Origin of the sequence: Streptomyces sp. NPDC088794, assembly GCF_044750545.1 — a bacterium.
Taxonomy (GTDB): Bacteria; Actinomycetota; Actinomycetes; order Streptomycetales; family Streptomycetaceae; genus Streptomyces.
On sequence record NZ_JBIVKB010000008.1, the window covers coordinates 37,550 to 63,114 of the forward strand.

The following is a 25,565-nucleotide window of genomic DNA, read 5'->3' on the forward strand; positions in this document are numbered from 1 at the left end:
TCAGCCCCGCAGCCCCCGCACCAACAGGTCCACGACCGCCTCGAACTCCCCCTGCGCGCCCGGCCGTTCCCACTCCTTGGCGTAACCGGGGTCGTGGAAGCGGCCGGTGGCCTGGAAGACGGCCGTGGCGGAGGTGAGGGCGTCGGAGGTGGTGAACGCGCCGGTGTCCACGCCCGCCTGGACGATCCGGGTCAACTGCCCGGTCAGTTCGGCGAGATGGTCGCTGACGACTCCGCCGTACTCGGTCACCAGCACGCTGTAGGTGGCGAACAGCTCGGGATCGGCGCTCGCCTTGCGCCGCTTGGCGGCGAACAACCCCGCGAGCCAGTCGCGCAACCGGCTCTCCGGATCACGGTCCGCCTCGTCGACGATCCCGGAGAGCGCCTCGGCCGTCCGGTCCAGCCACCGCTTGGTCACGGCCTCCCGCAGCGCGGCCTTCGTACGGAAGTGCCGGTAGACGCTGCCATGGCTGACGCCGAGCGCACGGGCCACGTCCACCACGGTGGCCTTGGCAGGGCCGTGGCGGCGCAGCACCTCCTCGGTCGCTTCGAGGATGCGCTCGGCGGTCAGGGCCTGGGTGGTCGGTGCCATGGCCTAGACGGTACCCGCAGGCAGAATCACTGATCGATACCCGTAGCCGGGATCACTGCTCGGTTCCGAGATGTGCCATCTGCACGGCCGGGTAGCGGGTGCCCGCCGCCGCGTCCGCGGGCACGGCCTCCTCGATCGCCGCCAGGTCGGCCGCCTCCAGTGTGACGTCCAGCGCGCCCAGCGACTCGGTGAGCCGCTCGCGGGTGCGGGCGCCGACCAGCGGCACGATGTCCTCGCCGCGCGAGAGGACCCAGGCGATGGCGATCTGCGCGACCGTCACGCCCTTCTGCTCGGCGATCTTGCGCAGCGCCTCGACGAGTTCGAGGTTGTGCCGGAGGTTGTCGCCCTGGAAGCGGGGCGAGAAGGAGCGGAAGTCCTGCGCGCCGAGCTGCCGGTCCCGGGTGAAGTGGCCGGAGATCAGCCCGCGGGAGAGCACGCCGTACGCGGTGATGCCGATGCCCAGTTCGCGGGTGGTCGGCAGGATCTCCCGCTCGATGTCGCGGGTGATGATCGCGTACTCGATCTGGAGGTCGGAGATGGGCGCGGTGGCCGCGGCCCGCCGGATGGCGTCCGGGCTCGCCTCGCTGAGGCCGATGTGGCGTACGTGGCCCTTCTCGACCAGTTCCGCGATCGCGCCGACCGTCTCCTCGATCGGCACGTCCGGGTCGACCCGGGCGATGCGGTAGACGTCGATGTGGTCGACGCCGAGGCGCTGGAGGGAGTACGCCGCGAAGTTCTTGACCGCGGCGGGCCGGCCGTCGTAGCCGGTCCAGCCGCCGTCCGGGTCGCGCAGTCCGCCGAACTTCACGCTGGTGAGCGCCTGTTCGCGCAGCGCGGCGGGGGCGGCGCGCAGGGCCTCGCCGATCAGCATCTCGTTGTGGCCCATGGCGTAGAAGTCGCCGGTGTCGAGGAGCGTCACGCCCGCTTCGAGGGCCGCGTGGATGGTGGCGATGGACTCGCTCCGGTCCGCTTCGCCGTACAGCGCGGACATGCCCATGCAGCCGAGGCCGAGGGCGGAGACGCGGGAACCGGTGGTGCCGAGGTTTCGGGTGGGGGTCGTCGTCATGCCCTCCACCATGGCATGACAGCTGACAGATTTCAATATCTGTCATTCCAACATCTGTCAGATCACCCCTGGATCGCCCCCGGATCACCCCACGGATTGGTCCATACCTATTGACGGGAGGTCTGGACCACGCGCACTGTCATGCCAAGCACTGTCATGCCTACGACACCTCGCCGCACCCCCACCGGGAGGATCCGCATGCTCCGCCGCACGCTGCGCCTGCTCGCCGCCGGCCTCACCACGGCCGCTCTCCTCGTCCCCCTCTCGATCGCCACCGCGCCCGCCGCCTCGGCGGCCGACACCTGCGCCGTGAAGTCCCGCCCGGCCGGCAAGGTCCTCCAGGGCTACTGGGAGAACTGGGACGGCTCCGCCAACGGCGTCCACCCGCCCTTCGGCTGGACCCCGATCACCAACTCCGCGATCGCAAGCCACGGTTACAACGTGATCAACGCGGCCTTCCCGGTCATCCGTTCCGACGGAACGGCCCTGTGGGAGGACGGCATGGACGCGGGCGTGAAGGTGGCGACCCCGGCGGAGATGTGCGCGGCGAAGGCCTCCGGCCAGACGATCCTGATGTCGATCGGCGGCGCCGCGGCGGGCATCGACCTCAGCTCGACCACCGTGGCCAACAAGTTCGTCTCGACGATCGTGCCGATCCTGAAGAAGTACAACTTCGACGGCATCGACATCGACATCGAGACGGGCCTGGTCGGCAGCGGAAACATCAGCCAACTCTCCACGTCCCAGGCCAACTTGATCCGCATCATCGACGGCATCCTGGCCCAGATGCCCTCCAACTTCGGCCTGACGATGGCCCCCGAGACCGCGTACGTCACCGGCGGCAGCATCACGTACGGCTCGATCTGGGGCGCGTACCTGCCGATCGTCAAGAAGTACGCCGACAACGGCCGCCTGTGGTGGCTCAACATGCAGTACTACAACGGCAGCATGTACGGCTGCTCCGGCGACTCCTACTCGGCCGGCACCGTCGCGGGCTTCACCGCCCAGACCGACTGCCTCAACAAGGGCCTGGTCGTGCAGGGTACGACGATCAAGGTCCCGTACGACAAGCAGGTCCCGGGTCTGCCGGCCCAGTCCGGCGCGGGCGGCGGCTACATGTCACCGACCCTGGTCTCCCAGGCCTGGCGCCACTACGGCACCTCGCTCAAGGGCCTGATGACCTGGTCGATCAACTGGGACGGCTCGAAGAACTGGACGTTCGGCAACAACGTGAAGTCCCTGCAAGGACGTTGATGTCTAGCGGGCGGTGAACGCCAGCTTCGCCCCCAACGCCACGAACGACCCCGCGAAGCTCCGCCGCAGCCATGTCATCACCCTCGGCCGGGAGGTGACGTGGCTGCGGACCGACGCGGCCAGCACGCCGTACGCGGCGAAGACCACGAAGGTCGCCAGCATGAAGACCCCGCTGAGCGCCAACATCCGCACGACGGAGTGGGGTTGGCCGGGGCTCACGAACTGGGGCAGGAACGCGAAGAAGAAGATCGTCAGCTTCGGGTTGAGGATGTTGATCAGAACGCCCCGGACGATCACACGGCCGGCGGACCGGGGCGCGCTGTCCTGGTCGACGTCGATCACCGCCTTGTCCTTCACCGTCACCCACGCCATGTAGAGCAGATAGGCGACACCGGCGTACTTGAGGACCTGGAAGGCGGCGGCACTGGCGTTCAGCAGCGCGGCCAGCCCGACGACGGTGGCCAGCACGTGCGGCACGATCCCGAGCGTGCAGGCGAACGCCGCGAGGACGCTCGCGCGGCGCCCGCGGGAGAGACCGGCGGCCAGGGTGTAGACGACACCGGTGCCGGGGGTGGCGACCACGACGAGGGTCGTGAGAAGGAAGGCGAGGCTCATGGGGCCAGCCTGACGGCGCCGCGGACCTCGTGGCAGGGCCAATGGGCCGCGTGTATCGGGGACCAATCACCAACGCCGGACGGGCATTCCAGCCCGTCCGGCGTTTGAGGACGAGGCCCTTTCAGGGCCGACGCGGGGGTCTGGGGGCGGCAGCCCCCAGGGACAGCACCCCGACAGACCTACGCGCCGACGAGACGCCCGGCCAGGTACCCCTCGATCTGGTCGAGAGACACCCGTTCCTGCTTCATCGAGTCGCGCTCGCGGACCGTCACCGCGTTGTCGTCCAGCGTGTCGAAGTCGACCGTCACGCAGTACGGCGTGCCGATCTCGTCCTGGCGCCGGTAGCGGCGGCCGATCGCGCCCGCGTCGTCGAACTCGATGTTCCAGTTCTGCCGGAGCGCGGTGGCCAGGCCCTTGGCCTTCGGGGACAGCTCCGGATTGCGGGACAGCGGGAGCACCGCCACCTTCACCGGGGCCAGGCGGTGGTCCAGGCGCAGCACCGTGCGCTTCTCCAGCTTGCCCTTGGCGTTGGGCGCCTCGTCCTCGACGTACGCGTCGAGCAGGAAGGCGAGCATCGCGCGGCCGACACCGGCCGCCGGCTCGATGACGTACGGCGTCCAGCGCTCCCCGGCCTCCTGGTCGAAGTAGGAGAGGTCCTGGCCGGAGGCCTTGGAGTGGGCGCTGAGGTCGAAGTCGGTGCGGTTGGCGACGCCTTCCAACTCGCCCCACTCGTTGCCGCCGAACTGGAAGCGGTACTCGATGTCAGCGGTGCGCTTGGAGTAGTGGGAGAGCTTCTCCTTGGGGTGGTCGTACCACCGCATGTTCTCCTCGCGCAGGCCCAGGCCGGTGTACCAGTTCCAGCGCTGCTCCATCCAGTACTCCTGCCACTTCTCGTCCTCGCCCGGCTTGACGAAGAACTCCATCTCCATCTGCTCGAACTCGCGGGTCCGGAAGATGAAGTTGCCGGGCGTGATCTCGTTGCGGAAGGACTTGCCCATCTGCGCGATGCCGAACGGCGGCTTGCGCCGCGAAGTGGTCTGCACCTGGGCGAAGTTGGTGAAGATGCCCTGGGCGGTCTCGGGGCGCAGGTAGGCGATGGAGCCGGTGTCCTGCGTCGGGCCCAGGTGGGTGGAGAGCAGGCCGGAGAACTGCTTGGGCTCGGTGAACTGGCCCTTGTTGCCGCAGTTGGGGCAGTTGATGTCCGCGAGGTGGTTCTCCGGCGGACGGCCGTGCTTGGCCTCGTAGGCCTCTTCGAGGTGGTCCGCGCGGAACCGCTTGTGACACGCGGTGCACTCGGTCAGCGGGTCCGAGAAGGTGGCGACGTGACCGGAGGCGACCCAGACCTCGGGGGCCAGGATGACGGACGAGTCGATACCGACCACGTCCTCGCGCGACGTCACCATGTAGCGCCACCACTGACGCTTCAGGTTCTCCTTGAGCTCGACACCCAGCGGCCCGTAGTCCCAGGCGGCCTTCTGGCCGCCGTAGATCTCACTGCAGGGGAATACGAAGCCACGGCGCTTGCTCAGGCTGACGATGGTGTCGATCTTGTCGGCGGCCACGGTGCTCTCTTCATTACGACGACGGACGAGGAAGCGAGACGCTTCAGAGCGAATGCTTCAGCGTACCGGCGGGGCCTCCCCCCTAACCAAATCGGTCCGGGAGTCAGGACCCCCGCCGCTCACTCTCACCGGGCTCTCACCACGGCTTGTTGACAACGGTTTCCATATTTGTTGAAAATGACTGTCATGAACGTACGACGACACCACATATCCGGGATCGCGGTCGCCGCCGTCACCGCACTCGGCCTCGGCACCCTCTCCGCCTGCTCCGGCGAGAGCGCGGCCGCCGCCAACACGGACAAGTTCGACGTCGTCGCGTCGTTCTACCCGATGGCCTACCTCGCCGAGCAGATAGGCGGGGACCGGGTGAGCGTCACCAGCCTGACCCAGCCCGGCCAGGAGCCGCACGACCTGGAGATCAGCGCCCAGCAGACCGCGCGGCTCCAGGAGACCGACGCGGTGCTCTACCTCAAGAACCTCCAGCCCTCCGTCGACGACGCGGTTTCCCAGTCCGAGGTCAAGACCAAGATCGACGCCGCCTCCCTGACCACGCTGGAGAAGCACGGCAACGAGGTCGGCGGCCACGCGGCCGAGCACGACAGCTCCGAGAACGAGGACCTGGCCGGCCTCGACCCGCACGTCTGGCTGGATCCGGTGCGCTACGCCCAGATCGCCGAGGGCGTCGGCAAGGCCTTCGAGAAGGCCGACCCGGACCACGCGGCCGACTACAAGGCCAACACCGCGTCCCTGGTGAAGAAGCTGGACGCGCTCAACGTCAAGTTCAAGGACGGGCTCGCGAACACCGGGACCAAGGTCTTCATCACCACCCACGCCGCCTTCGGCTACCTCGCCGAGCGCTACGGCCTGACCGAGGAGGCCATCAACGGCCTCGACCCCGAGTCGGAGCCCAGCGCGGCCCGCGTGAAGGACCTTGAGAAGATGGCCAAGGCCGACGGCGTCACCACGGTGTTCTACGAGACGCTCGTCAGCGACAAGACCGCGAAGACCATCGCCGCCGACGCGAACCTGAAGACCGACGTCCTCGACCCGATCGAGGGCATCACCTCCAAGTCCCGCGGCAAGGACTACTTCTCGGTCCAGGAAGCCAACCTCAAGGCGCTGCGGACGGCCCTGGGAAGCAAGTGATCAACCCCATGATCAGCACGGAGGACGACATGGCCGAGCCCGTCATATCGCTGCGCGGTGTCCGCGCCGAGCTGGGTTCGCGCCCCGTCCTGCGCGGCATCGACCTCACCGTGCGCCGCGGTGAGGTCGTCGCGCTGCTCGGCGCGAACGGCTCCGGCAAGTCGACCGCGATCCGCACGGTCATCGGCCAAGTCCCGGTCAGCGCCGGGGAGATCGAGCTGTTCGGCACCGAGCGGGCGCGCTTCCGCGACTGGGGGCGCGTGGGGTACGTACCGCAGCGCACCACTGCGGCGGGCGGGGTGCCGGCCACCGTCACGGAGATCGTCGCGTCCGGGCGGCTGTCGCGGGCCCGCTTCGGGGTGCTGCGCAAGGCCGATCACGCGGCGGTGCGCCGGGCCCTCGACCTGGTCGGCATGGCGGACCGGGCCAAGGACTCGGTCAACGAGCTCTCCGGCGGCCAGCACCAGCGGGTGCTGATCGCCCGCGCGCTCGCCCCCGAACCCGAACTGCTGATCATGGACGAGCCGATGGCGGGCGTCGACCTCGCGAGTCAGGAGGTGCTGGCCCGCACCCTGCGCGAACAGGTCGCCGCCGGCGCCACCGTGCTGCTGGTCCTGCACGAACTGGGCCCCCTGGAGCCCCTGATCGACCGGGCGGTCGTCCTGCGCGACGGCTGCGTGCTGCACGACGGACCGCCCCCGAAGGCGCTCGGCCAGCACGCCCTGCCGGGCCACGACCACGTACACCCGCACGCGTCGGTACACACGGGACTGCTGAGCTGATGGACTTCCTCGACTACGCCTTCATGCAGCGGGCCCTGCTCGCCGCCGTCCTGGTCGGCATCACCGCCCCCGCGATCGGCATCTACCTCGTCCAGCGCCGCCAGGCGCTGCTGGGCGACGGCATCGGCCATGTGGCGATGACCGGCGTCGGCCTCGGCTTCCTGCTGAACACCTCGCCGGTGTGGATGGCGACGCTGATCTCGGTGCTCGGCGCGATCCTGATGGAACTGATCCGCTGGTACGGCCGCACCCGCGGCGACATCGCCCTCGCGATGCTCTTCTACGGCGGTATGGCCGGCGGCGTGATGTTCATCAACCTCGCGCCCGGCGGCTCCAACGCCAACCTGACCTCGTACCTCTTCGGGTCCCTGTCGACCGTCTCGGAGTCGGACGTGACGGCGATCTGTCTGCTCGCGGGGTTCGTGGTGCTGGTCACCGTGGGGCTGCGGCGGCAGCTGTTCGCGGTCAGCCAGGACGAGGAGTTCGCGCGGGTCACCGGGCTGCCGGTGCGCGTCCTGAACCTGCTGACGGCGATCACGGCGGCGGTGACGGTGACGGTCGCGATGCGTGTGGTCGGGCTGCTGCTGGTGAGCGCGCTCATGGTGGTGCCGGTCGCGGCGGCGCAACAGCTCAGCCGTAGTTTCGTGGCGACCTTCGCGATCGCGGTGGCGATCGGCGTCACCGTGACCATCGGCGGCACGGTCACCTCGTACTACCAGGACGTGCCGCCCGGCGCGACGATCGTGCTGCTGACCATCGGGGCGTTCCTGGTGCTGACCGCGGTGGCCGCCCCGGTGGCCCGGCGACGGGCCCGGGCTGCGGCGGCCGCGCGGCCCGCCGGGGATCCGGCGGAGTGCGCGATTCCGGCCACCCGGGGGGCCGGGGACGGGGTCGGCGTCTGACCGGGCACAGCGCGGGCTGGCACAATGGCCCGACAGGCGCTCAGACGTGGAGGAGGCAACCGGTGACCACCGTAGGACCGCCCGTGAAGGGCCGCTCCACCCGGCAACGTGCCGCCGTGTCGGCGGCGCTCAACGAGGTGGACGAGTTCCGCAGCGCGCAGGAACTGCACGACATGCTCAAGCACAAGGGCGACTCGGTCGGTCTGACCACGGTCTACCGCACCCTCCAGAACCTCGCGGACGCCGGCGAGGTCGACGTCCTGCGCACGTCCGACGGCGAGTCCGTGTACCGCCGCTGCTCCACCGGCGATCACCACCACCACCTGGTCTGCCGCGTCTGCGGCAAGGCCGTGGAGGTCGAGGGCCCCGCGGTGGAGAAGTGGGCGGAGGCGATCGCGGCGGAGCACGGGTACGTCAACGTGGCACACACGGTGGAGATCTTCGGCACGTGTTCCGACTGCGCGGAGCGCGCCGCGGGTTGAGCGGTTGGGCGCCGTGGGAGTGCGGGACGGTTGTCGGCTGCGGACGCGTCGTGGCTTGTCGCGCAGTTCCCCGCGCCCCTGCGGGGTTGCGGCGCCCGTCGCCCGTGAGGCTCAGCTCCGCCCGAAGCAGCGTTCCAGTTCTGCGAAGTCGTAGAACGTGCTGCCCTTCTTGATCGGGTGGCAGGCGGCCTTGAACGCCGTCTCCTTCTCGTTGTAGAGCATGCGGACCAGGTACTGGCCGCCCTTCTTGAAGACGTCCCACTGGATGTTGGAGCCGAGGGGGGCGACATTCGCGCCGCGCCAGGGGTTGTCGGCGTACGTGTACGGCTGTCCCGGCTTCGCGGGCTTCGTGCTGCCCGGCAGGCCCATCAGGGCGGCCAGCGGGATGATCTCCTCGGCGTGGGTGAAGCGGAGTTCGGCGCCGAGGGTGCTGGTGCCGGCCTTCTCCGCCTCGATCTGCGTGAAGAAGTCGTCGAGGAGGACGCCGGCCATCTTGTACGTGATGTCGCTGTCCGAGAAGCCGGGACCCTTCTCGTAGAAGTCCTCGGCGTCGGAGAGGTAGCCGAACCAGGCCGCGTCGGACGTGGAGATGTACCGCCGCATCCCCCAGCCCTTGCCGCCGGGGCTCTCCTCGCTCATCGCGGGGGCGATGGCGTACAGGTTGTAGACGGCCTGCGCGGCGGCGACCTGGTCGGCGCCGCTGAGGGCGTTCACGAAGGCCGGCGCGAAGAGGCGGAGCAGGACGCCGCGGGCCGCCCGGTGCGTCCTGGGCTGGTCGGTGATCGACTTCAGAGTGGCCGCGAGGCGCTGGTCGTTGGCTACGTAGTCGCGGTAGGCCGCGCCGCCGTCCGCCTTGTGGAAGTAGAGCAGGTCCTTGTCGGTGCGGGTCGCGCCGATCAGCGGCTTCAGGTCCGGGTCCGTGTCACCGAGGGCCGCGGCGAACAGGTTGCCGCTGTCGACCGCGCGGCCCTGTCCGGAGCTGACCACGTCGATCTTCTCGCCCTTGGCGGCGATCGACTTGAACAGGGAGGGCAGCCGGTCGGCCATGCGGACGGCCGTGTCCTGGATCTCCTCCTTGCCGCGGGCGCTCAGGTTGCCGTACCCGATCTTCGCCATCTCGGCCAGCAGGGCCTCGACCTTCGGGCCGAACTCCTCGCCCTTGCCGGTGAGTTGACCGGCGGCCTGCGCCTTGTCCCACAGGGCGAGGATCAGGTCGCCGTCCTCGCTGTCGGTGGCGGAGCGGGAGCCGTGCCGGGAGACGTTCTCCGTGAAGACGGGGGTGAAGCCAGCGGGCACGCGCTCGTAGCGGCGCGCGCTCTGCTCGGGGGCGTAGACGGCCTTCGTGCCGTAGCTGTCGCGGTGTGCGGGCTGGTCCGCGGCCTGGGAGGGAACGGCCGCGGCCAGCAGGGCGCACAGGGCGAGGACGGGGGTGACGCGTTTCATGGCCGGATCGTCGACGATCCCCATGAATCCCGGGTGGCTACGAGATGGCCGGATTCCCCGCGATGTCCCGCTCCATGGCCAAAAGATCCTCATTCGGGACCGCGCCGCCGAACCGCCGGTCGCGGGAGGCGAACTCGACGCAGGCCCGCCACAGATCACGACGGTCGAAATCCGGCCACAGGACGTCCTGGAAGACCAGCTCGGCGTACGCGCTCTGCCACAGAAGGAAGTTGGACGTGCGCTGCTCACCACTCGGCCGCAGGAACAGGTCCACGTCCGGCATGTCCGGGTAGTACAGGTACTTCGCCAGGGTCTTCTCGTTGACCTTGGACGGGTCCAGGCGGCCGGCCTTCACGTCCTCCGCCAACGCCTTGGCCGCGTCCCCGATCTCGGCCTGGCCGCCGTAGTTCATGCAGAAGTACAGGGTCAGTCTGTCGTTGTCCTTGGTCTGCTCCTGTGCGATCAGCAGCTCCTTGGCCACCGACTTCCACAGCCTGGGCATGCGGCCCACCCAGCGCACCCGGATCCCCAACTCGTCCAGGGTGTCCCGGGTCTTGCGGATGAAGTCACGGTTGAAGTTCATCAGGAAGCGCACCTCGTCCGGCGACCGCTTCCAGTTCTCCGTCGAGAACGCGTACAGCGAGATCGCGCCGACACCCGCCTCGATCCCGCCCTGCAACACGTCCAACACCCGCTCGGCGCCCACCTTGTGGCCCTCGGTACGCGGCAGACCGCGCTCCTTGGCCCACCGCCCGTTGCCGTCCATCACGATCGCCACATGCTTCGGCACCAGCTCACCCGGCAGCTTCGGCGCCCGGGCGCCCGACGGGTGCGGCTCCGGCGCCCTGTACTCACGGCGCTGACGCCCCAGGATCCCGCGTACGACCATGACCTTCTCGTCTCCTCTTGCGGCTTACTTCTCTACGTAACGCAGCGAGCGCAGCCCGCGTTCCAGATGCCAGTGGAGGTAGGCCGACACCAGCCCGCTCCCTTCCCGGACGTGCCGTGGCTCGCACGCGTCCGCGGTCTCCCAGTCTCCCGTGAGCAGCGCGCCCAGCAGTTCCAGGGTCTGCGGCGAGGGTACGACGCTGCCGGCCACCCGGCAGTCGACGCAGACCGAACCTCCGGAGGCGACCGAGAAGAACCGGTTGGGACCCGGCATTCCGCACTTCGCGCAGTCGCCGAAGCTGGGGGCGTAGCCGTTGACGGCGAGGGAGCGCAGCAGGAAGGCGTCGAGCACGAGGTGCGGCGCGTGCTCGCCGTTGGCCAGCGTGCGCAGGGCTCCGACGAGGAGCAGGTACTGCTGCACCGCCGGCTCGCCCTCGTGGTCGGTGAACCGCTCGGCGGTCTCCAGCATGACCGTCCCGGCGGTGTAGCGGGAGTAGTCGGTCACGATCCCGCCGCCGTAGGGAGCGATGGTCTCGCTCTGCGTGCACAGCGGCAGCCCGCGCCCGACCAGCTCGCTGCCGCGCGCGAAGAACTGCACGTCGACATGGGAGAACGGCTCGAGCCGAGCCCCGAACTTCGACTTGGTGCGCCGCACTCCGCGCGCCACGGCCCGCACGCGTCCGTGTCCGCGGGTGAGCAGGGTGATGATCCGGTCCGCCTCACCCAGCTTCTGGGTGCGCAGCACGATGCCGTCGTCGCGGAACAGGCTCATGGGGTCCATTCTCGCCTACGGGGACCGTGCTACGGGCCCTGCCCTTCAAGGGACCTCACCGCGACCGCGGGCGTCGGCGCCCCCGGACGCCGCGCCGCGCCGCTCGGCGGCGGTGGCGCCGCGCACGGCGTCCGGTTCGGCGTCCCACTCGCGGCCGCCGCCGTACGGCCTGAGCTGGATGTACGGTCCTTCGTGTCCCATGACTATGCCGATCCTTCCGGTGCGCGTGTCCATGACGTGGCTGCCTACGGGGGGCTTCATCTGCGCACTTCCTTCACCGATGGCACCGCACTCCGACGGGCGTGCCTCCACGGTGCTCCCCCGCGCGCCCGAGTTTCACGCTTCGTGTCCCGGTGGTGACATCACGCACCTACACTTGGCGGGAGTCTCTCCAGAGGGCGTGCGGGTTGCCTCAGGGGCGCGGCCCGGAGTGCAGCTGCCCGACCGACACCAGTCCCGCCTCGTAGGCGGTGATCACCAGCTGGACCCGGTCCCTGGCGTCGAGCTTGGTGAACAGGCGGGTCAGGTACGTCTTCGCGGTGGCCACGGTGATGCACAGTTCGGCGGCGATCTCCGTGTTGGACAGGCCGCCGCCGACCAGGGTCAGCACCTCGCGTTCGCGGTCGGTGATGCCCTTCAACTCGCGGCGCGGGCGCGCCGGTTCGGGCCGGCTCGCGAAGTCGTGGATCAGGCGGCGGGTGACGGCGGGCGCGATGAGCGCGTCTCCGGCGGCGACGATCCGCACGGCGCCGATGATGTCGTCGAGGGCCATGTCCTTGACCAGGAAGCCGGACGCGCCGGCCCGCAGCGCCCCGTAGACGTACTCGTCGTCGTCGAAGGTGGTCAGGACGACGACCCGGGCGGCCGAGCCCGTGGCGCCGATCCTGCGGGTCGCCTCGATGCCGTCCATCTCCGGCATCCGGATGTCCATCACCACGACGTCCGGGGCGAGTTCGGCGGTCAGCCGCACCGCCTCCCCGCCGGTGGCGGCCTCGCCGACCACCTCCACGTCGTCGAGGTCGGCCATCACCATGCTCAGCGCGGTACGGATGAGCTCCTGGTCGTCGGCGAGGAGGACCCGCACGGCCCGGTCCGTCATCGGACGGGCGCCGGGACGGGCAGCCGGGCGGCGACCCGGAAGCCGCCCCCGGGACGCGGGCTGGCGGTGAACTCGCCGTGCAGCAGGGCGACTCGCTCCCGCATGCCGGCCAGACCGAATCCGGTGTCGGTCGCGCTTCCCCGGCCCCGTCCCTCGTCCGTGATCTCCAGGGCGAGTTCGTCGTCGCGGTAGTCGAGGGTGACCCGGCACGCGTGCGTGTCCGCGTGCCGTACGACGTTGGTGACGGACTCCTGGACGATCCGGAACGCTGACAGGTCGATGTCCGGCGGGAGTTGCCGTGCCTCACCGAGCCGGGTCACCTCGACGCGGACGCCGGCGGCGGTGGTCGTGACCGCCAGCCGGTCCACGTCCGACAGGCCCGCGGGGAGGGCGGCGGCACGTGCGGAGCCGTCGGCGGCCAGGTCCGCCGCCCGCAGCGCCACCAGCATCCGGCGCAGCCCGGCCAGCGTCTCGCGCCCCTCGTTCTCCACGGCCCGCATCGCGGTCAGGGCCGCCTCCGGGCGGGTGGTCGCCACGCGGGCCGCCGCGCCCGCCTGGAGGGCGATGATGCCGATGCTGTGGGCGACGGTGTCGTGCATCTCCCGTGCGATCCGCAGCCGTTCGGCGGTCACGGCCCGGTCCGCGTGCTCGGCGCTGAGCCGTTCGGCGTGGACGCGGGCCTGGTGGGAGGAGGTGCCGAGCAGCCAGGCGATGACGGCGACGAGGGTCACGGCCAGCTCCGCCGAGGTGCCGACGGTCCAGCCGTTGAACAGGCGGACGGCGAGGTAGGCGGCGAGGGTGCCGAGGGCCAGGGCGAGGGCGGCGGTCGCGGTGCGGCGCGGGCGGGCCGCCGCGACGAAGTACAGGGCGACCATGGGGCCGACGAACAGCGCCATCGGTATCGCGCCCACACCCAGCGGGGTCGTCGCGAGGACGGACGCGAGCAGCAGGGCCGTGAGAGCGCTGAGCGGCCGGCGCGCCAGCAGCCGACCGCCGTACAGGGCGAGGGCGGTGGACAGGGCGAGGGTGGTCAGGCCGTCCCAGCGGTAGAGCTGGACCGCCGCCCACTCGTCCGGCTCGGCCTCGCCGGGCAACTGGACACGGGAGAGCAGGGTGAACAACTCCCCCGCGCACCACGCGAGCGCCGTCCAGGCACCCGGGGGCACGCGCTTGTGCAGGGGCGGCGACGGTTCGACGGCGGACATGCGGCGATCGTAGACACGCGCCATGGGTGCGGTCATCGGCCCGGGGACGTACGACTGGGGTCGACAGCGGAGGCGTACGACTGTCAGCCGCCGGGCGATGACCGGTACCGGCGGCGCGCGGGACCGTGGTGGGCATGATCGAAGTCGAGCACCTCACCAAGCGGTACGGCCCCACCACCGCCGTACGCGATCTGTCCTTCACCGTCCGCCCCGGCCATGTCACCGGCTTCCTCGGCCCGAACGGCGCCGGCAAGACCACGACCCTGCGGATGCTGCTCGGGCTCGTCGAGCCGAGCGGCGGCACCGCCACGGTCGACGGCCACGCCTTCCGCGACCACCCGCGCGGCCTGCGCCACGTCGGCGCCCTGCTCGACGCCCACGACGTGCACGGCGGACGCAGCGCGTGGGCGCATCTGCGGGCACTGGCACGGAGCAACCGCATCCCACCCGGCCGGGTGGACGAGGTGCTCGCCGAGGTGGGGCTCAGCGGCGCGGCGGCCCGGCGCCGGGTCGGCACGTTCTCGCTCGGCATGCGGCAACGGCTCGGCATCGCGGGCGCGTTGCTCGGCGAGCCGCCGGTGCTGCTCTTCGACGAGCCGCTCAACGGGCTCGATCCGGAAGGAGTGTTGTGGGTGCGGAAGCTGTTTCGGCGACTGGCCCGGGAAGGACGGACCGTCTTCGTCTCCAGCCACCTCATGTCCGAGATGGAGCACACCGCCGACGAGTTGGTCGTCATCGGACGTGGTGAGCTGATCGCCGCCGAGAGCCTCACCGAGTTCGCCGCCCGCGGCACCGCACCGACGGTGACCGTCCGGACGCCGGACGCGGGGCCATTGGCCATGGTGTTGGCGGCAGAGGGGGCCGAGGTGACGCCGTACGACGAGGAAACTCTTCGTGTCGGCGGGGCGAGCGCCGGGCGGGTGGGCGAGCTGGCCTTTGAACACCGTTTCCTCTTGCGGGAGTTGACGACTCAGGCAGCGTCGCTGGAGCGGGCGTTCATGGAGCTGACGGCGGACAGTGTGGAGTACCTGGCGGAGGCGGAAGCGGGCGCGGAACCGTGGGAGACCCGAGAAGCGGGCGCGGGCATGGGAGAGGCCCGACGATGACGACATCGGCGACCGTTCGAACCACGTCCCACCCCACCTCCTCCTTCCTCGACCTCTTCGCCTCCGAGTGGCTCAAACTCCGTTCCCTGCGCTCCACTTACTGGGCCCTGGGCGCCGGCGCCCAGGTCGTGATCGCCTTCAACGCGAACGCGGCCCGCGCCGACTTCGTCAACTACCCGCACTACGGCAAGCCGATCCACGACGACTTCGTCTTCTGGGCGCTGCGGGACGCCTTCACCCTGGGCGCGGCCATGATCACGATCCTGGCGTGCGCGAGCATCGGCGCGATCACGGTGGTCGGCGAGTACGCGACGGGCCTGATCCGTACGACGTTCACGGCCGTCCCCGACCGGCGGGCGCTGATGGCGGCGAAGGTCGCCGTGGTGACGACGGTGATGTCGGTGTTCGGCGCGCTCGTCGCGGGCGTCTCCTTCGCCGTGACGCAGGCGATCCTGGCCGGGAGGGACGCGGGCGTGTCCCTCGACGAGCCCGGCGCGGTACGCGTGATCGCGGCCTCGGCGCTGCTCGCCCCGGTGTGCGCGCTGGTCGGCATGGGGCTGGGCGCGCTGATCCGGCACGGCGCGACGACGATGGTCCTGACGACCGGCGTCCTGCTGCTCGCACCGGCCTTCGTGACCGAGCGCTACCACTGGACCGCGTGCGTCCGGAACGCCCTGCCGTACAACGCATGGATGCGGCTCGTCGACATCGGATACGGACGCGAGCCGTACACGCTGGCCGCGCGGTATCCGACGTCGGTCGCGGGCGGGTGGGTCGTGTTCGCGGTGTGGGCGGTGGCGGGGGCCGTCGTGGCGGTGGTGGCGGTGGACCGGCGGGATGTCTGAGGGCGGGGGTGACCCCGAGACGGCTACTGGGGTAACCCCCCGTGGAAACAGGCGAGTTGCCCGGATGTGCGGGTTCGGCAGGATCCGCGAGGCTCGTCCGTATGAAGCAGACCCTCCGCAACGGCTCCCTGATCGCCGTCTCCACCCTGCTCCTCGGCCTCACCGCACCCCTCGCGGCGCACGCCTCGACGCCGGCGAAGGCCGAGGCGCTCGACTGGTCGGCGTGCGGCTCCGGTTCCGACCCGCGCCAGGAGTGCGCGACCCTCCAAGTCCCCCTGGACTACGCCGATCCCGACGGCCGGCACATCGACATCGCCGTCTCCCGGATCGCCGCCGAGAAGCCGTCCGCCCGCCGGGGCGCCCTGCTGATCATCCCCGGCGGCCCGGGCGGCAGCAGCCTCGACGACCCCGCCGAGAAGGGGCGGAAGATGCCGCAGAAGGTACGCGACAGCTACGACCTGATCGGCTTCGCCCCGCGCGGGAACGCGCCGTCCACCGCCGCCGACTGCGGCCTCGAACACGGCGACCTCGCCCTGACGACGCTGCGGCCCTGGCCCGCCGCCGACGGATCCGTCACCGAGAACATGGCCGCCGCGCGGCGCATGTCGCAGGCCTGCGCGCGCAACGGCGGGGAGTTGATCCGCCACATCAGCACGGCGGACAACGCCCGCGACATCGACCACATCCGGGCCGCGCTCGGCGAACGCCGGATCTCCGCGTGGGGCGTCTCGTACGGCACGTACATCGGCGCGGTCTACGCCCAGTTGTTCCCGCAGCGCACCGACCGGATCGTCCTGGACTCCAACCTCGACCCGACCGGTGACTTCGGGCGGACCCAGCTCTCCCGCGCCTGGCTCGCCGGGTTCGCGCCGGGCGTGGAGGACCTGTTCACCCAGTTCGCGAAGTGGGCCGCCGCGCCGGACAACCCGCACCGGCTGGCCAGGACGCCCGCGGCCGTGCGGTCGGACTTCCTGCGCCTCGCCGACCGCCTCGACCGCGCGCCGCTGCCCTGGCCCGGCGCCAACCCGGAGGTCCTGGACGGCAACGCGCTGCGCCAGGCCATGCTGAACGACCTCTACGACCCGGACGACTTCCCCGCCCTGGCCGAACTGATCCTCGCCGCCCGGCAGGGCACCGTACCGCCCGCCCCCGAGGCACCCCCGGAAGCGGTGCTGCAGAACGTGGCCGCGGTCGGCGCCGCCACCCTCTGCAACGACAGCGCGTGGCCGACGTCGACGGCCGTGTACGAGAAGGGTGTTGCGGAGAGCCGGGCCAAGTACCCGCTGACCGCGGGCATGCCCGCCAACGCGATGCTGTGTGCCGCCTGGCCCTTCCCGCCCGCTCAGCCGCCGGTGCGGATCACCGACCGGGGGCCGTCGAACGTCCTGCTCGTGCAGAACGAGCACGACGTGGCGACCCCGCTCAGCGGTGCGCTGAAGCTGCGCTCGGCCCTCGGTGAGCGGGCCGTCATGGTCACCGTCGACTCCACCGGCCACGACGCCTATCTGGACAACGGCAACGCGTGCGGCGACCGGACGGTCTCCCGCTTTCTGGCGACGGGAGAGCGGCCGAGCCGGGACGTCCACTGCGGCTGAGCGGCCGGGCGAGGGGCGCCTGTTCGGTCGGGCGCCCCTCGCCCCTCGCCCCCTGTCCTAGCGAGCCGCCGCCACGCAGGCCTTCCCGTACTGCCGTGCCAGTGCGTGGAACGCCTCCTTCGGCTCCCAGTGCCAGTCCGAACGCGGGTCGTTCGGGCGGTCCTTGATGGTCTTGGTGATGCTGTAGCTCGCCAGGTCGAGGTCGTAGCGCGGGTTGTCGGCGCGGTGCGGGGCGTCCGGGGTGACGAACTCGAACGCCATCGCCGCGTACAGGCCCATCGACTCGAAGACCCGGACGAGGTCGACGAGATAGGCGGCCTGGGTGTGTTCGCTGCGGACGTGGTGGCCTTTGATCTGCCCCTTGTCGTAGTCGACGATGTTCCAGCCCATGCCGGCTGTCTCGGGGGCGCCGACGTAGGCGCAGGTGCCGAACTCGGTGATGGCGACGGGCTTGCCCCAGCGCCGGTACTTGCGCAACTCCCTTACGTAGTCGGCGGGTTGGCGGAAGTACGAGTAGTAGTCGATGCCGACGACGTCGAAGAGGCGCCAGTCGACCTGGTCGTCCTGGGCGGCGGCGTAGCTGAGCCGGCCGTGGAAGACGGACCGGCCGAGCGCCGCCGCCTTGGCGGTGAAGCGGTCGAGCCCGCGCTGCATCTTCACCGGGTCGAAGGTGCCGTTCAGCAGGTTCTCCACCCGGTCCAGAACCGTGTCCCCCGGCACGATCCCGGGCACGAACAGCCAGAACTCGCAGCCCACGCTGAAGTCCACGCTCGCGCCCTGCCTGCGCAGCCGCTCCGCGAACCGGCCGCACTCGGCCAGGTGCTCCAGGATGTCCCGCTCCGGGACGTCCCCGAGGGTCGGCTGCAGCCAGACGTGCAGCCCGCGCTCGGCGGCCTCGGCGGCGGTTTTCGTGAGCCGCTCGACACCGTCGCCGGTGACGTCGACCGTGTCGGCGTGCAGCTCGTCGCGGATGACGCGGATGTCCCGGCGCATCCGGGCGGCGCTCCACGCGGTCCCCGGCGTCTCGCCCGCGCCGACGGTGTAGACGACACCTCTGTGCCGGAGCCCACGCCGTCCGGCGCCCCCTGTCCCGGCGGCCCCGGCCCCACTCCCGGCCGCGGCCTCGGCCACCCCCGACGACAGCACCGCCGCCGTCGCCCCGAGGGCCGCCGCCCCCGCCAGGAACTGTGCCCGACTGATCCCCTTCGTCTTCTCCATGCCCTTCACTGTGGCGCCCGCGGGCCCGCCCCGCCGTCCGCCGATGGTCTACGGCCGGGCAACCAAGGAATGAGTCACGGCGTCGAACAATGGAGAGATCGTCGACAGCCATCGACCGAAGGAGAGCACGATCCAAGGCTCGTACCAGTCTCCGAAGCCCCCGAAGTCCCCGATGTCCTCGAAGCACCAGAAGTCCCCGCTGACCCGGCGCACCCTGCTCGCCGCCGGCACCGCCGGCACCGCCGCCTCCGCCGTCCTCCTCGCCGGCGCTCCGGCACGGGCGGCCACGGACGACCGGCCGTACCGACTGCACCAGTTGCACCGGCTGGAGCGACAACACGGCGCCCGGCTGGGCGTGTTCGCGCACAACGTCCGTACGCGGAGGACCGTGACCCACCGCGCCGACGAGCGCTTCCCGATCTGCTCGGTCTTCAAGACCCTCACCGCCGGGGCCGTCCTGCGCGACCTGGACCGTGACGGCGAGGTCCTCGCCCGCCGGATCCACTACACGCGTGCCGACCTGGTGGACGGCGCCCCGATCACCGGCACGGCCGAACACCTCGCCAACGGCATGACGGTCGCCGAACTCTGCGACGCGGCCGTCCGCTACAGCGACAACTCGGCGGCCAACCTCCTGCTGCGCCTGCTCGGCGGCCCCACCGCGATCACCCGCTTCGCCCGCTCGCTCGGCGACCGCGTCACCCGCCTGGACCGGTGGGAGCCGGAGCTCAACTCGGCCGAGCCGGGGCGGATCACGGACACCACGAGCCCGCGCGCGATCGGCGGCGACTACGGCCGGCTGATCCTCGGCGAGGCCCTGAACCGCCGGGACCGCGACCTGCTCACCCACTGGCTCCTGAACAACACGACCGGCGCCAACCGCATCCGTCGCGGTCTGCCCGACACCTGGACGGTCGGCGACAAGACGGGTTCCGGCTCGTACGGCACCACCAACGACGTCGGCATCGCCTGGACGCCCGAGGGCGCCCCGATCGTGCTGGCGATCCTGTCGACCACCCCCGACCAGGACCGCCCCTGGGACGACGCCCTGATCGCCGAGGCGGCGGCGCTGGTGGCCGACGTACTGGGCGAGACCTCGTAGCGCCCCGGCGACCCGGCAGCGTCACTCGTCCGTCGACGGAATGCCGTGGTGCGGCAGGTTCGTCGTCGCCTCCCACAGGCGCGTGAACTGCCGCATGCGGTGCTCCACATGGGAGGGGCGGGCGTTGAGCGTGGTCTTGGCGTTGACGTCCTTGGTGTCCTGGTCGATCTCGTAGGACAGTTCGCGGTCGAAGACGATGAAGTCGCTCTTGGTGCCCAGTTGGGCCCAGGGCGGCAGCTCGGAGAAGGCCACCACGCGGGCGTCGATCTCCAGGGCGCGCTGGTTGTTGCAGAGTTCCCTGAGTTCGTCGTCTATCTCCTCGGGGACGTTGACGAGGAACAACCGGCGTATCTCCACCTCGCGTTGGACCGCGTCGCTCTGGGCCTCCAGATAGCGGGCGGCGGGCTCGCTGCCCCAGAAGTCGCGGTCCACCGAGGTGCTGGTGGCGTCGAGGCTGTGCTTGATGCAGTGGGTGAGGCCGATGAGCCAGTCCTGGTTCTCGCCGAGGCAGTCCGTGCTGCGGTTGCTCAGGTTCTCCAGGAGGCCCGCGAGCCGTTCGATCTCCTCGCTGGCGAAGGTCTTCACGGTCTCGTTGTTCAACTGGCCGCACTCCGTCGCGCTGCGGGCCAGCTTGACCACCCCGTCCGAGCGCAGCACCGAACGGTCCACGTTGCTGAAGAGTTCGGTCGCCTCGCTGATCCGGGCGAAGCGGTCGTCGACCAGTTCGGTCAGGCCGACGTGGTGACTGGTCAGGTTGTCCTGCACGTCCCTGATCAACTGGGCCTGGCCGGCCTCGATCTGTTCGAGGCGGCGTTCGAAGTCGACCAGGTACTGGACGATCAGGGCCGCCCCGCCGATGACGATGGACGCGGTCAGGTTCCAGACGTCGCCCTGGTCCTGGTCGAGCGTGTTGGTGACCAGGTAGGCGACGAGGAAGACCAGGGCGGTCACGAGGATCTTCACCAGGACCGGCGGGAAACGTAATCCCCTCGGTTCCGGCCGGGCCGGCAGGCTGGTCCGGTGCGGTGGGGCGACGGTGGTGGTCGTCGTGGTCGTGGTCACCGGTACTCCGTTCATGGTGTCTCCCCCGTCGGGACTCGGCGCGGTGCAAGGGTGTTCAGCAGGGCGAGCTGATCCCGGATCCGCTGCGAGATGCTCTGCCACTGCCGGGTGAATCCGGGCTCCTGTTCCAGTACGTCCCACAACGTGCTCAGGGTGCGGTCCCCGCGGGCGCGGGGCATCCACAGGTGCATCAGGTGCTCGACGGCCGGGCGCAGTGCCGTCAGCGCGGTGGGCGCCTCGACCGATCCGAGCCGGCCGTCGAGCAGGCGGACCACGGTGGTGAGCAGCCAGTCGTGCAGCGCGAAGTCCTCGCACAGCCCGGCCACGGCCACCGGCTTCGTCCCGTCGGGCACGGACAGCCGGATGGTGCGCAGGTCGCCCTCGCCGAGGGTGAAGCGCTGGATCGAGGGGCCGGGGTCGACACCGGGTTCGAGGCCGGCCGGGGCGGACAGCGCGGCCCAACGGAGGCGCGTGCGCCGGGACTTCTTGAACGGCACGGCTTGGTCCAGCAGCGGGTGTCGCAGGAGTTCGCGGAGCAGGCCGTCGGCGATCAGGCCGAGGTCGAGTTCGCCCGGGCGTCCGCCGTTCAGGATGCCGTCGGCCGCCTCCTGTTCGGGCAGTCGGCCGAGCGGTTCCACCCAGCCGGGCCGCATCAGGTAGTGGCCCCAGGCGCGGCGCCGTTCGGGGCCGTCGGCCGGTGCCCGGAAGTAGGCGGTGGTCTGGAGCACGCGGCCCTCGGTGAGGGTCGCGCGGACCGCGACCGTGCCGACCACGCGCACCTTCGCCCCGTTGGCCGTGGGCAGCGCGCAGTCCACGCCCGTGAGGGTCTCGGGCGAGAGCGCGTAGAGGTTGGGGCGCTCGGAGACGAGGACGCGTTCGTCGGTGCGCAGGCTCAGCAGTGCCGCGGCCGACTCGGCGTCGAGGGGCTGCTGGGACGGCAGGATGCAGGTGAGCACCTCGCCGCAGCTCAGGACCGCGCTCGCCGCGCCGGGCGGGGCCGTCATCTCAGGGCCCCGCGTAGAACACGTACGAGACGCGCTCGGCGACGGAGTCGGGGGTCGACAGGCCCTCGCGGCCGGCGCGTTCGGTCGCCTGGCGCAGGGCTCCGGCGTCCACGTCGGTCTGGTCGAGGACGACCCGCACCGCGTGTTCGACGGACAGGAACCGAGAGGGCAGCACGGACCAGGTGCGGTAGGCGCTGAACGGGGCGGCGGCCGGGTCGAGTCGGAGCAGCGGCGGTAACTCGTCCCAGGCGCCCGGGAATTCGGGCGGGCGTCCGTCCCGCGTGGTCACGTCGCGTGCGGTCAGGACGGGTTCGCCCTCGTTGCGGAGCAGGCCGAGGCGGGCCAGCTGCCAGACCGCGGCGAGGAAGGCGCAGGACCAGACGCGGTTGCCGTCGCGGTCCTGGTCCCACAACTCGACGTCGACGAAGACGGAGTGGCGGCGGGCGGCGGTCTCGCTGGGCGGCTGCCAGGGGGCGGCCCTGCGCATGGCCTGGGCGGGGCGGGCGACTGGGGTGCGCTGTCCGTTGGCGAGCCATCCCGACTGGCTGACCGGAGGCCGGGCGCCGTAGCTGCCCGGGGGCGGTGACTCGACCAGGCGGTCCGCGACGGCCTGGGCGACGGGCACCTTGTCGGCGACGGCACAGGCGGACTCGCGGGCCAGGTAGTCGATGACGAGCCCGGCCCGTCCGGCCTCCTCGAGGATCATCGGGAGCAGGTCGGCCGGGGTGGAGAAGCGGGTGAAGTAGTCGTCTATCAGGAAGCACGTGCTGATCCGCGGGGTGCGGCCCGCGGTCCGGGCGGCGGTGTCGGCGCGTGCCGCGTCCGCCCAGGGCCGTACCCGCTGGAAGTGCTCGCGCAGCCGCGCGGGGCCTCCTTCCAGGTCCTCCAGGTACAAGTGCCCGAGTTCCAGGGAGAGATGGGCCAGCGGCACCGACTGGGTGCGGGGTTCGGCCGCGGTCTCCCGGAAGACGGCCTCCGTCACGGCTGCCCCCAGTGGGTGTCGTCGGTCAGGCGGCGGGCGATCTCCTCCAGCACCTCCAGGGTGTCCGCGGTGGCGATCTGGGTGGAGACGACCTCTTCCTCGGTGATCAGTTGCTCGCGCAGCAGGAGTATCGGCTCCAGCGGTACGGTCCCGAGCACCACGCTGTCCCCGATGCCGAGGTCGGCGGCCAGCCGCCGCAGCTTCTCGTCGTACATCTGCATCCAGGCGGACTGGGCGGGCGGTACATGGGACCAGAGCGCCGAGTCGGGGTCGGGTACGGCGGCCCGCACGAAGCGGATGGAGCCCTGGAGCGCGTCCTTGTCGTGGCCGCGTTCCGCGCCGCCCTCGATGATGCCGCGCTCCGCGAAGACCAGGCCGGACGCGGCGATGACGTGCTGGCGGGTCCAGCGGTGGAAGACGACCCAGCGGGCGGGCAGGTCGCGCAACTCGCGCTGTGCCGTGGCCTCCAGGACCATGTCCATGGCGTAGCTGCGGCCCGCGCTGAGGTCCACGATGATCACGTCGAACTCGGTGTGCAGGCGCAGCAGCAGGTCCACGCACCGGCGCAGGGCGTCCTCGTCGGTGGCGAACTCGCCGCCGCCGGCGTCGCCGGGCAGCAGCACGAGCCGGCCCGAGCCGTTGGGCCTGCGGCGCAGGACGGGGTGCTCGGTGCGGCGCCAGATGTCGATCCGGACCGGCTCGGCGGCCCGGCCCTCCAGATAGGAGTGCAGTCCGCCGTCGCGGGCGCCGCGCAGGACGTCGGGTACGTCGAAGACGGCCGCGGCGGTGGGCGAGCCGAAGTCGAAGTCGACGTAGACCACGTCGTCCCCGGCCAGCGCGCGGTGGTAGGCGAGGTTGGCGCTGGTGACGGAGCGGCCGGTGCCTCCCTTGTCGGAGGCGGCGAGGACGAGCACGGTCACCCCTCTCCCGCTGCCGCGCCGCGGGCCCGCGCGAGGGTGTCGAGTTCGCCGAGCACGGCCAGCGCGATGGCGCTCGCGGTGCCGGGCTGGGTGGCGACGAGTTCGCCCGCGCGGCGCAGCCGCAGTTCGACGGTCCGCAGCGACTTCGCCCAGTCGCTCTCGGTGGGCCCGGCGGAGCCGACCGCCGACTGCATCTCCTCCTTGCCGAAGCGGTGGTTGGCCTCGCTGAGCAAGTCGGTCGCCAGGAGCGCGAGTTGGGGGCTGCGGATCGGTTCGCGGGTGTAGAAGTTGTACGCGACGACCATGCACTCGGTGAGGCGTTCGGTGATGCTCCAGGACAGCGGGCCCTCGCGTTTGGGCGCGGTCGAGTAGACGGCGTTCACGTCGTCCCAGAGGTCGACGCCCTCGCCGTCCTCGATGCGCCGCTGCCACAGGTGGTCGAAGGTCTCGTCGGCGAGGCGCAACAGCCGGTCCTGGGTGGCGGTACTGCGGGAGAGTCCGGCCAACTGGACGGTCCGTTTGAGGAGTTGGGCGGAGAAATCGGTGACCGTCCACTGCAGGGGCGGGCCGAGCCGCTCGCTGCCCTGGAGGGGCAGGGTGACGCCGGGACTGTGCAGGCGCAGGGCCTGGTCGTCGCGGGTCAACGGGCTGGTGATGCGGCCGCGTTCGGCGAGGCGTTCCATGACGTCGACGGTGCGGGCGAGGTCCTCGTCGCCCGCGCGGCGGCGCACCAGGTCGTGGACGACGATCGCGGCGACGGAGAGCGAGAAGTACTCGGACTCCAGCCGCTGGCCGGTGACCCGCCAGGGGATGTCCTCCAGCGGCCAGCGCTCGTCGCTGAACCGGGCGATCTCCGACCAGTACTGCTGGGTCACCGTCCAGCGCAGGCGCAGCGCCTCGGCGAGCGTCTGCTGCTCCTCGTTGAGCAGACCGAGGGTGAGGGTGCGGTCCGAGGAGAGGTCCTGGATGCCGTCGAGGGCGACGACGGTGAAGTAGAGGTACGGGACGGGGTCGGCGACACCGTCGGCCTGGGCCCCGACCAGCTTGGCGGGGCCGGGATCGGCACCGGCGTCGGCAGCGGTCCCGGTGCTGGTCCTCTCGGTGCCGGTCCCGCCGCTCAGGGGGACCTCCGGCGCGCTCTTCACCACGCCCCACGCCCAGCCGCATTCGAAGAGCATGCTCTCGTTCTTGAGGGCGTCCTCGGTGTCGCTGATGCCCAGCGTGATGCGGTTGGCGATGGTGGCGCGCAGCGGCTTGAAGCGCTCCCGGAACTGCTGGAGCACGGCCCGCTCGGTCAGCCGCGGCTGGCCGAGGTTGCGGCACAGCCGCCGGCCCTGGGTGGTGTCGGCGTCGAAGACGTTGACGGTGAAGGACCGCAGCAGGCCGACCATGGCGGCGGTGAGCCGCTCGCTCGTGGCCGCCCTGAGCGCGACGACCTCGGCGCGCAGGTCGGAACGGAGCGTGGTGCGGGCGAACTTGTCGAGGAAGCCGAGGGTGGCCAGGCACAGCGTCACGGACATGCTGAAGGAGTCGACGACACCGAGTTCCCGCTGCTCCGGCGTGACCTCCTGGAGCGGATCCTCGGCGGAGAAGTAGTAGTCGCCGGCGAAGGTGGGGCTGCCGTCGGCGGTGGAGTGCCGGTGCATGAACTCGCTGAGGGCCCGGACCAGGGCGGCGGGGATCTCCATCCGGCCGCCGGCCGGTCTGAGGTCGCGCAGGACGTCCTTCTGCGTGGTGTCGGGCTCGTCGAGCCGGAATTCGGGGATCTCCGTGGCGGGGTACATCAGGCACAGCAGGCGCTCGGCGTCGGCGACACTGCTGAGCCGTCCCCAGTCCCCCCAGTCCCACCGGCCGTCGGCGAAGGAATGGCGGGCAATCGCCTGCCAGATCTGAAGCAGATGTACACGCGGCTTGATCTGCATCC

The 25,565-nt window shown here is 70.9% G+C and carries 25 protein-coding genes; 9 read left to right on the forward strand and 16 right to left on the reverse strand.

Features of this window, described 5'->3' with window-relative positions; genetic code table 11:
- Both ACIP6U_RS22845 and ACIP6U_RS22850 read right to left on the reverse strand, forming a co-directional pair.
- Positions 1-591 carry a TetR family transcriptional regulator gene (locus tag ACIP6U_RS22845; RefSeq protein ID WP_401720707.1) on the reverse strand — a complete coding sequence of 197 codons (591 nt, stop codon included), beginning with the start codon at positions 589-591 and terminating at the stop codon, positions 1-3.
- 52 nt (positions 592-643) lie between these two features.
- Positions 644-1,657 (reverse strand): aldo/keto reductase, encoded by a 1,014-nt coding sequence (locus tag ACIP6U_RS22850; RefSeq protein WP_401720710.1) that lies wholly within the window; start codon positions 1,655-1,657, stop codon positions 644-646.
- Between the two features lie 198 nt (positions 1,658-1,855).
- Between ACIP6U_RS22850 and ACIP6U_RS22855 the strand changes: the two genes are divergently transcribed.
- Positions 1,856-2,911: a chitinase gene (locus tag ACIP6U_RS22855; RefSeq protein ID WP_401720712.1), complete on the forward strand. Its 1,056-nt coding sequence runs from the start codon at positions 1,856-1,858 to the stop codon at positions 2,909-2,911.
- A 3-nt stretch (positions 2,912-2,914) separates the two neighbouring features.
- Here the strand turns inward: ACIP6U_RS22855 and ACIP6U_RS22860 are convergent, their stop codons facing one another.
- Positions 2,915-3,526 (reverse strand): LysE family translocator, encoded by a 612-nt coding sequence (locus ACIP6U_RS22860; protein ID WP_401720715.1) that lies wholly within the window; start codon positions 3,524-3,526, stop codon positions 2,915-2,917.
- A 179-nt stretch (positions 3,527-3,705) separates the two neighbouring features.
- A complete protein-coding gene (locus ACIP6U_RS22865) occupies positions 3,706-5,088 on the reverse strand; it encodes a glycine--tRNA ligase (RefSeq protein ID WP_401720718.1) in 1,383 nt (460 codons plus the stop codon).
- Positions 5,089-5,274: 186 nt separating this feature from the next.
- On the opposite strand from ACIP6U_RS22865, the gene ACIP6U_RS22870 reads away from it, so the two are divergent.
- The 4 genes from ACIP6U_RS22870 to ACIP6U_RS22885 all read left to right on the forward strand — a co-directional run bounded on the left by ACIP6U_RS22870 (position 5,275) and on the right by ACIP6U_RS22885 (position 8,400).
- Positions 5,275-6,234: a metal ABC transporter substrate-binding protein gene (locus ACIP6U_RS22870; protein WP_401720720.1), complete on the forward strand. Its 960-nt coding sequence runs from the start codon at positions 5,275-5,277 to the stop codon at positions 6,232-6,234.
- An 8-nt stretch (positions 6,235-6,242) separates the two neighbouring features.
- Positions 6,243-7,016, forward strand: coding sequence for a metal ABC transporter ATP-binding protein (locus tag ACIP6U_RS22875; RefSeq protein WP_401720722.1), 774 nt, complete (start codon positions 6,243-6,245; stop codon positions 7,014-7,016).
- The gene (locus ACIP6U_RS22880) at positions 7,016-7,918 is read left to right on the forward strand and encodes a metal ABC transporter permease (protein WP_401720724.1); all 903 of its coding nucleotides are present in this window, start codon (positions 7,016-7,018) and stop codon (positions 7,916-7,918) included. The genes ACIP6U_RS22875 and ACIP6U_RS22880 overlap by 1 nt, the downstream gene beginning before the upstream one ends.
- 62 nt (positions 7,919-7,980) lie before the next feature.
- The gene (locus tag ACIP6U_RS22885; protein WP_401720727.1) at positions 7,981-8,400 is read left to right on the forward strand and encodes a Fur family transcriptional regulator; all 420 of its coding nucleotides are present in this window, start codon (positions 7,981-7,983) and stop codon (positions 8,398-8,400) included.
- Positions 8,401-8,511: 111 nt separating this feature from the next.
- Here ACIP6U_RS22885 and ACIP6U_RS22890 read toward each other — a convergent pair whose 3' ends face one another.
- The 6 genes from ACIP6U_RS22890 to ACIP6U_RS22915 all read right to left on the reverse strand — a co-directional run bounded on the left by ACIP6U_RS22890 (position 8,512) and on the right by ACIP6U_RS22915 (position 13,807).
- Positions 8,512-9,843 carry a histidine-type phosphatase gene (locus ACIP6U_RS22890; RefSeq protein ID WP_401720730.1) on the reverse strand — a complete coding sequence of 444 codons (1,332 nt, stop codon included), beginning with the start codon at positions 9,841-9,843 and terminating at the stop codon, positions 8,512-8,514.
- Between the two features lie 37 nt (positions 9,844-9,880).
- Positions 9,881-10,732 (reverse strand): isoprenyl transferase, encoded by an 852-nt coding sequence (locus tag ACIP6U_RS22895; RefSeq protein WP_401720732.1) that lies wholly within the window; start codon positions 10,730-10,732, stop codon positions 9,881-9,883.
- 24 nt (positions 10,733-10,756) lie between these two features.
- Complete coding sequence (gene recO / locus ACIP6U_RS22900; RefSeq protein ID WP_401720735.1) at positions 10,757-11,503, reverse strand: DNA repair protein RecO; 747 nt, start codon at positions 11,501-11,503, stop codon at positions 10,757-10,759.
- A gap of 45 nt (positions 11,504-11,548) precedes the next feature.
- A complete protein-coding gene (locus ACIP6U_RS22905; RefSeq protein ID WP_401720737.1) occupies positions 11,549-11,764 on the reverse strand; it encodes a hypothetical protein in 216 nt (71 codons plus the stop codon).
- Positions 11,765-11,915: 151 nt separating this feature from the next.
- On the reverse strand, positions 11,916-12,602 hold the full coding sequence (locus ACIP6U_RS22910; protein ID WP_401720739.1) for a response regulator: 687 nt from the start codon (positions 12,600-12,602) through the stop codon (positions 11,916-11,918).
- Entirely contained in the window at positions 12,599-13,807 is a 1,209-nt protein-coding gene (locus ACIP6U_RS22915) for a sensor histidine kinase (protein ID WP_401720741.1), read from the reverse strand. The genes ACIP6U_RS22910 and ACIP6U_RS22915 overlap by 4 nt, the downstream gene beginning before the upstream one ends.
- 134 nt (positions 13,808-13,941) lie before the next feature.
- On the opposite strand from ACIP6U_RS22915, the gene ACIP6U_RS22920 reads away from it, so the two are divergent.
- From ACIP6U_RS22920 to ACIP6U_RS22930, 3 genes are all read left to right on the forward strand, one after another.
- A complete protein-coding gene (locus tag ACIP6U_RS22920) occupies positions 13,942-14,913 on the forward strand; it encodes an ABC transporter ATP-binding protein (RefSeq protein ID WP_401720744.1) in 972 nt (323 codons plus the stop codon).
- Complete coding sequence (locus ACIP6U_RS22925; protein WP_401720747.1) at positions 14,910-15,758, forward strand: ABC transporter permease; 849 nt, start codon at positions 14,910-14,912, stop codon at positions 15,756-15,758. The genes ACIP6U_RS22920 and ACIP6U_RS22925 overlap by 4 nt, the downstream gene beginning before the upstream one ends.
- A gap of 101 nt (positions 15,759-15,859) precedes the next feature.
- A complete protein-coding gene (locus tag ACIP6U_RS22930) occupies positions 15,860-17,353 on the forward strand; it encodes an alpha/beta hydrolase (protein ID WP_401720750.1) in 1,494 nt (497 codons plus the stop codon).
- A 57-nt stretch (positions 17,354-17,410) separates the two neighbouring features.
- Here ACIP6U_RS22930 and ACIP6U_RS22935 read toward each other — a convergent pair whose 3' ends face one another.
- Positions 17,411-18,571, reverse strand: coding sequence for an abortive phage infection protein (locus tag ACIP6U_RS22935; RefSeq protein WP_401720753.1), 1,161 nt, complete (start codon positions 18,569-18,571; stop codon positions 17,411-17,413).
- A gap of 172 nt (positions 18,572-18,743) precedes the next feature.
- Here ACIP6U_RS22935 and bla point away from each other — a divergent pair, with 172 nt between their 5' ends.
- A complete protein-coding gene (gene bla / locus ACIP6U_RS22940; protein ID WP_401720756.1) occupies positions 18,744-19,673 on the forward strand; it encodes a class A beta-lactamase in 930 nt (309 codons plus the stop codon).
- 21 nt (positions 19,674-19,694) lie between these two features.
- Here bla and ACIP6U_RS22945 read toward each other — a convergent pair whose 3' ends face one another.
- The 5 genes from ACIP6U_RS22945 to ACIP6U_RS22965 are packed head-to-tail and all read right to left on the reverse strand — an operon-like array spanning position 19,695 to position 25,563.
- Entirely contained in the window at positions 19,695-20,750 is a 1,056-nt protein-coding gene (locus ACIP6U_RS22945; RefSeq protein ID WP_401720758.1) for a hypothetical protein, read from the reverse strand.
- Positions 20,747-21,739 (reverse strand): SCO2521 family protein, encoded by a 993-nt coding sequence (locus ACIP6U_RS22950; RefSeq protein WP_401720761.1) that lies wholly within the window; start codon positions 21,737-21,739, stop codon positions 20,747-20,749. The genes ACIP6U_RS22945 and ACIP6U_RS22950 overlap by 4 nt, the downstream gene beginning before the upstream one ends.
- A gap of 1 nt (position 21,740) precedes the next feature.
- On the reverse strand, positions 21,741-22,721 hold the full coding sequence (locus tag ACIP6U_RS22955) for an SCO2522 family protein (RefSeq protein WP_401720764.1): 981 nt from the start codon (positions 22,719-22,721) through the stop codon (positions 21,741-21,743).
- On the reverse strand, positions 22,718-23,635 hold the full coding sequence (locus tag ACIP6U_RS22960; protein WP_401721486.1) for an SCO2523 family variant P-loop protein: 918 nt from the start codon (positions 23,633-23,635) through the stop codon (positions 22,718-22,720). The genes ACIP6U_RS22955 and ACIP6U_RS22960 overlap by 4 nt, the downstream gene beginning before the upstream one ends.
- Before the next feature lie 2 nt (positions 23,636-23,637).
- The gene (locus ACIP6U_RS22965; protein ID WP_401720767.1) at positions 23,638-25,563 is read right to left on the reverse strand and encodes an SCO2524 family protein; all 1,926 of its coding nucleotides are present in this window, start codon (positions 25,561-25,563) and stop codon (positions 23,638-23,640) included.
- Between the last annotated feature and the right edge of the window lie 2 nt (positions 25,564-25,565).